This is a genomic window from Phenylobacterium sp. (genome assembly GCF_031181185.1).
GTDB lineage: Bacteria > Pseudomonadota > Alphaproteobacteria > Caulobacterales > Caulobacteraceae > Phenylobacterium.
Window position 1 is genome coordinate 1 of the sequence record NZ_JAPSKZ010000212.1, and the last position, 5,627, is coordinate 5,627.

The 5,627-nt window shown below is 71.1% G+C and carries 8 protein-coding genes and 1 pseudogene; all 9 read left to right on the forward strand.

Annotated elements, in window-relative coordinates; translation table 11 throughout:
- Window positions 1-500 (forward strand): annotated as a pseudogene (locus RIF93_RS18155) (replication-associated recombination protein A); the annotation flags it as partial.
- Between the two features lie 67 nt (window positions 501-567).
- Window positions 568-1,020: a hypothetical protein gene (locus RIF93_RS18160; protein ID WP_309092860.1), complete on the forward strand. Its 453-nt coding sequence runs from the start codon at window positions 568-570 to the stop codon at window positions 1,018-1,020.
- 8 nt (window positions 1,021-1,028) lie between these two features.
- Window positions 1,029-1,775, forward strand: coding sequence for an RluA family pseudouridine synthase (locus tag RIF93_RS18165; protein WP_309092861.1), 747 nt, complete (start codon window positions 1,029-1,031; stop codon window positions 1,773-1,775).
- Between the two features lie 79 nt (window positions 1,776-1,854).
- A complete protein-coding gene (locus RIF93_RS18170; protein WP_309092862.1) occupies window positions 1,855-2,340 on the forward strand; it encodes a hypothetical protein in 486 nt (161 codons plus the stop codon).
- Window positions 2,341-2,389: 49 nt separating this feature from the next.
- On the forward strand, window positions 2,390-2,770 hold the full coding sequence (gene crcB / locus RIF93_RS18175) for a fluoride efflux transporter CrcB (protein ID WP_309092863.1): 381 nt from the start codon (window positions 2,390-2,392) through the stop codon (window positions 2,768-2,770).
- Window positions 2,767-3,744, forward strand: a complete 978-nt coding sequence (locus RIF93_RS18180) for an RluA family pseudouridine synthase (protein ID WP_309092864.1) — start codon at window positions 2,767-2,769, stop codon at window positions 3,742-3,744. Before crcB ends, RIF93_RS18180 begins: the two co-directional genes overlap by 4 nt.
- Window positions 3,745-3,754: 10 nt before the next feature.
- On the forward strand, window positions 3,755-4,489 hold the full coding sequence (locus RIF93_RS18185; RefSeq protein ID WP_309092865.1) for an ATP12 family protein: 735 nt from the start codon (window positions 3,755-3,757) through the stop codon (window positions 4,487-4,489).
- An 86-nt stretch (window positions 4,490-4,575) separates the two neighbouring features.
- On the forward strand, window positions 4,576-5,283 hold the full coding sequence (locus RIF93_RS18190) for a hypothetical protein (protein WP_309092866.1): 708 nt from the start codon (window positions 4,576-4,578) through the stop codon (window positions 5,281-5,283).
- 82 nt (window positions 5,284-5,365) lie between these two features.
- Window positions 5,366-5,627 (forward strand): carboxyl transferase domain-containing protein (locus RIF93_RS18195; RefSeq protein WP_309092867.1); only part of this gene is annotated, 262 nt, incomplete at its 3' end.

Sequence of the window (5,627 nt, forward strand, 5' to 3'; positions counted from 1 at the left end):
GGCTGGCCCGCATGCTGCACGGCGGCGAGGACCCGCTGTTCATCGCCAGGCGCCTGATCCGCGCGGCGGTGGAAGACATCGGCGAAGCCGACCCGATGTCGCTGGTGCTCGCGAACGCCGCCAAGGACACCTACGATTTCCTAGGCTCGCCCGAGGGCGAACTGGCGCTGGCGCAACTGGTGGTCCACCTGGCCGCCGCGCCCAAGTCGAACGCGGTCTACGTCGCCTACAAGGAGGCGATGCGGGCGGCGAAGGAGACCGGCTCGCTCATGCCCCCCAGCCATATCCTGAACGCGCCCACGCGGCTGATGAAGGACCTGGGCTACGGCAAGGGCTACGCCTACGACCACGACACGGCCGAGGGCTTCTCGGGCCAGGACTACTTCCCTGACGGCATGGAGCGCCGGCAGTTCTATCGGCCGCGCGGCGAGGGCTCGGAGGCGCGGATCAAGGAGCGCCTCGACCGGTGGGCCGCGCTGCGCCGCCAGAAGGGCGACTGAACGCCGATCATTGTTATCCGAGTGGCCGCAGCCTAGGCTCTCCTCAGACTCTTGGGAGGGAGCGACAATGACTGCTGCAACGGAAACGACCGCGGGCCGTGCGCCCTGGCACCTGTGGGTGGTGGGCGTGGTGGCGCTGCTGTGGAACGGCTTCGGGGCGTTCGATTACACCATGACCAACCTGCAGGGCGACGCGTGGCTGCGCCAGGCGGGGATGACCGAGGGCCAGATCACCTACTTCAACGCCATGCCGTCGTGGATGATGGCGGTCTGGGCGATCGGCGTGTGGGGCGGGCTGCTGGGCGCGATCCTGCTGCTGGTCCGGCGCAAGCTGGCGCTGCCGGTGTTCGTGGTCTCGCTGGCGGCGTATCTGCTGAGCCTGGTCTACTATTACGTGCTGACGGACGGCCTCGCGGCCATGGGCCAGTCGATGCTGCCGATGAACATCGCCATCCTGGCCGGCTGCCTGTTCTTCGTCTGGTACGCCTGGACGATGACGAAGCGAGGAGTCCTCCGCTAGATGGCGGTGTGAAGCCCGCCAAGTCCGACAAGTTCAAGCCGGTCCAGCTCACTCCGGACGAGGTCGCCCTCGTCCGGAGCCTGGTCCTCTATGAAGACGCCGAGATCCTGGCGCTGAACAAGCCCGCGGGCCTGTCCAGCCAGGGCGGGCGGGGGCAGGTGAACACCCTCGACGAGCTCCTGTGGGCCTTCGCCAAGCCCGGCAAGGCGCGGCCGCGGCTGATCCACCGGCTGGACCGCGACACCTCGGGCGTCATCCTCACCGCCAAGACCAAGCCGGCCGCAGGTTTCCTCGGCAAGGCCTTGATGAAGCGAAGCTTCTCCAAGACCTACCAGGCCATCGTCACGCCGGGCGCGCCCGAGCCGGCGAAGGGCGTGATCGACCTGCCCCTCCGCCGCGACGAGCAGGGACGCGAGGCGTTCATGCGGGTCTGCAAGGCCGACCATCCTGACGCGGAGGCCGCCGTCTCTCGCTATCGGACGCTGACGGCCGGCGAGGGCGCGGCGCTGCTCGAGCTGGAGCCGGAGACCGGGCGCATGCACCAGCTGCGGGTCCATCTGGCCGCCATCGGCCGCCCGATCGCGGGCGACGCGCGCTACGGCGGGGCGCTGATGGCCGCGGGACGGCCCGTGCCGCGGCTGATGTTGCACGCGTGCGCGTTGGCGTTCCCGCACCCCGGCGGCGGGACCAAGCGGCTGGAAGCCGAGCCGCCGGCGGACATGCAGGCGCTGATCGCCGCCCTGGGTCTCGGCTGATCTCGGAACGCCGTTCGGGGTTTCGCGCTTTCGGCTACAAGCAACGGAACCGAAAAGACTTTCGCCCGCAGAGGCCCCGATGAAACGCCTGATCCTTCCCGCCCTGGCCGCGCTCGCGCTCGGCGCGTGCGCCACCCAGCCCACCCTCTACCAGCCGGCGACCGGCCCCAGCGCCGTCGGGTACTCGGACTATCGCATCGAGAGCGACCGCTTCCGCGTCACCTTCCAGGGCGGGCCGGGCGCTTCGGCGCAGCACGTCACGGACCTGGCCCTGCTGCGGGCCGCCGACCTGGCGTTGGCCAACGGCTACGACTGGTTCCGGGTGACCGACCGCTTCGTGCAGGGACGGCCGGACAACGGTCCGCGCATCGGCCTCGGCGTCGGCGGGGCCGAATTCGGCAGGCGCTCCAGCGTGGGCCTGGGCCTCGGCACCAGCTTCAACCTGGGCGGCGGCCCCTCGCTATCGGTCACGCTGGAGGTGATGATGGGCAAGGGCGAGCGGCCGCGGATGGCCGACACCTACGACGCCCGCTCGCTGCGCCAGAACCTGGCGCCCCGGGTCTAAAGCCGCGTCTGAGCTTCCGTCTGCGCCGCGCCCGTCGCATAAGGGCGCCATGCAAGCTCTCCTGCTCGTCGGGGCCGGCGGCGCGGCCGGCGCCGTGGCGCGCTACCTCCTGGGCGTCCAGACCCTTCGCTGGTTCGGGCCCGCCTGGCCGGTCGGGACCTTCACGGCCAATGTCCTAGGCGGCTTCTTGATGGGGCTGCTGGCGGGTGCGCTCGCCCATCGCAGCGAAGGCGGCGAGACCTGGCGCCTGCTGCTGGGCGTCGGGGTCCTGGGCGGCTTCACCACCTTCTCGGCCTATTCGCTGGAGGTGGCCCTGATGATCGAGAAGCGGGCGCTGGGCCAGGCCTTGGCCTACGGCGCGGGTTCGGCAGCGCTGTCGGTCGGGGCGCTGTTCGCCGGCCTGATGCTGGCCCGGCGGGTGTTCGCATGAAGGAAGTGAAGACCCTCTGGGTCGACAAGGCTGAGGATGGGGTACGCCTGGACCGCTGGTTCAAGCGGCGCTGGCCGCACCTGAACCACATCCAGCTGCAGAAGCTGACGCGCTCGGGCCAGATCCGCGTCGATGGGGCGCGCGCCAAACCCGACACGCGGCTGACGGCCGGGGCGCAGGTGCGCGTGCCGCCGCTGCCGGATGCGCCGCCGCCGAGAGCCAAGGGCGAGCTGGACCCGCGCGACATCGCCTACGGCAAGAGCCTGGTGATCTATGAGGACGAGGACGTCCTGGCGCTGAACAAGCCGTCGGGCCTGGCGGTGCAGGGCGGCACCAAAACGACGCGGCACATCGACGGACTGCTGTCGGCCTGGGGCGAGGGCATGGAGCGGCCCAGGCTGGTCCACCGGCTTGACCGCGACACCTCGGGCGTGCTGGTGCTGGGCAAGAGCCCGGCGGCGGCGGCCAAGCTGGCCGGCGCCTTCGCCAAGCGCCGCACGCAGAAGATCTACTGGGCCCTGGTGGCGGGCCTGCCCAAGCCCGGCGACGGCGTGCTGGAGCTGCCGCTGGCCAAGAAGGGAGTCGGCGACCGCGAGATGATGGTCCCAGCCGATCCCAAGGATCCGCGCGCCGAGAGCGCCGAGACCGAATTCGTGACGCTGGCGCGCGCCGCCGACAAGGTGGCGTGGATGGCGCTGTGGCCCCACACCGGCCGCACCCACCAGCTGCGCGCCCACATGCTGGCCATGGGGCACCCGATCCTGGGCGATCCGAAGTACAAGACCGAGGCGTCCGAGGCGATCTCGGGCGAGCTCAGGCTGCAGCTGCATGCGCGGCGGCTGGTGCTTCCGCATCCCTCGCGCGGGACGCTGCTGCTGGAAGCGCCCATCGGCAAGGAGATGAAGGCGGGGTTCGAGCGTTTTGGCTTCGACGAGCATGAGGCCGATCCCGAGCCGTTCAGCCGCCGCCGTTAGCAGGAGACGCATGTTGCGCAACAAGGGCTTCCACGAGCCGGTCGAGAAGCCGCGCCGGTTCTACAAGGACGTGACGGTGGCCGAGGCGGACGATGGTTTCGGCATCCTTCTGGACGGCCGCAGCCTGCGCACGCCGCAGGGCCGGGTGTTCCGCGCGCCGACGCGCGCCATCGCCGAGCAGGTGGCCGAGGAGTGGGCCGGGCAGGGCGAGACCATCGAGCTGGCCGAGATGCACGCCAACCGCCTGGCGAACACCGCCGTCGAGTCAATCCCGCAGAGCCGCGAGGCCGTGGCCGACCAGATCGCGCAGTACGCCGGCACGGACCTGACCTGCTACTACGCCGACGATCCGCAGGCCCTGGTCGAGCGCCAGGTCGCCGCCTGGGGTCCCGTTCTGGAACGGGCGGCTGCGGAGGAGGGCCTGACCTTCGTGCGCGCCACCGGCATCGTGCACCGCGACCAGCCCCCCGAGACCCTGGCCCGCGTCCGCGCCCTGGCGCTCGAGCTCGACGACTTCGGCCTGGCGGGACTGGCGTTCGGCGCGCCGCTGTTCGGCTCGGCGGTGCTGGCGATCGCCCTGCAACGCGGCTGGCTCGGCGGTGAGGCGGCCTTCGAGCTCTCGCGCATCGACGAGACGTTCCAGGAAGAGAAGTGGGGCGTGGACGAGGAGGCGGCCGAGCGCGCCGCGCGGCTCCGCGGCGAGGCGCTGATGCTGGAACGGTGGTTCCGCGGCCTGGCGGCGTAACCTTAACGACTCCCGGCTGGCGCCCCGCTTGCGCCGAGGTCCCCGTCCGGACGGCGATTGTGCCGCTTCGGAACGGGGACTGAGACGTGGTTTCGAGCGTCGCGAGCCTGAAGCATCTCTCCGCCGGCCGGTGGCCGGTCGCTTCCGTGCGCCCGCAAGCCGTGTCCCAACCCGAGACGACCCACAACGACACGAAGAAGACGGAACAGGCGCGGGCGGGCCGGGGGGCCGAAGCCCGTGCCGGGCGGGTCGAGGGCCACAGCGGCCATGGGACTGAACTCTCGTCGGCCGCCATGGCCGCGCTTCTGCGCGCCCAGGAACGGCACGACGCGCACGGCGGCCGCGAACGGGCCTGGGACGCTCTGGGGGACGTCCTGGAACGCCTGCTGGACCGCCTCGAGCGCAAGAAGCCCAAGCCGCCGAAGCCCCACGACCCGCCGCCGCCTCCGCCGCCTCCGCCTCCGCCTCCGCCTCCGCCGGTGGTGGTCGTCGACGACCCGGCCCCCGTGCGCTACCTGGAAGGCGTGCTGGAGCGCCTGCGCGCCCAGCCGGTCAGCCAGTTCCCCGACAAGCCGTTCTCGCAACGGAACGACCAGAAGACCTCGCCGCAGCCGGCCGCCCCGGCGGGCCTCGGCGCCTTTTACACCCCGGGCGTGTTCACCCAGGCCCAGGCCGGCGCCATGCGGACGGTGAGCCAGGGCCAGGCCGGCCTCGTGCTGCTGCAGGCGGCGCAGATGCAGGCGTATGGCGCCGCCGGCGGCCCGAACCTCTTCCGGATCAACACCTTCGCGTAAGGTGCGCGCGGCTCACCTCGCGTGAGCTTGCGTGGGCGGATCGTCCCGACTACGCCTTGGCCGGCGTACAGAGAGGTCGTTCGTGAAGCAGATCCTGGAAGAGCTCGAAAAGCGCCGCGAGGAAGCCCGCCAGGGCGGCGGCGAGAAGCGCATCGCCGCCCAGCACGCCAAGGGCAAGCTGACCGCCCGGGAACGCATCGACCTCTTGCTGGACGAAGGCTCGTTCGAGGAGTTCGACATGTTCGTCGAGCACCGCGTGACCGAGTTCGGCATGGAGAAGCAGCGCATCCCGGGCGACGGCGTGGTCACCGGCTGGGGCACGATCAACGGCCGCACCGTCTTCG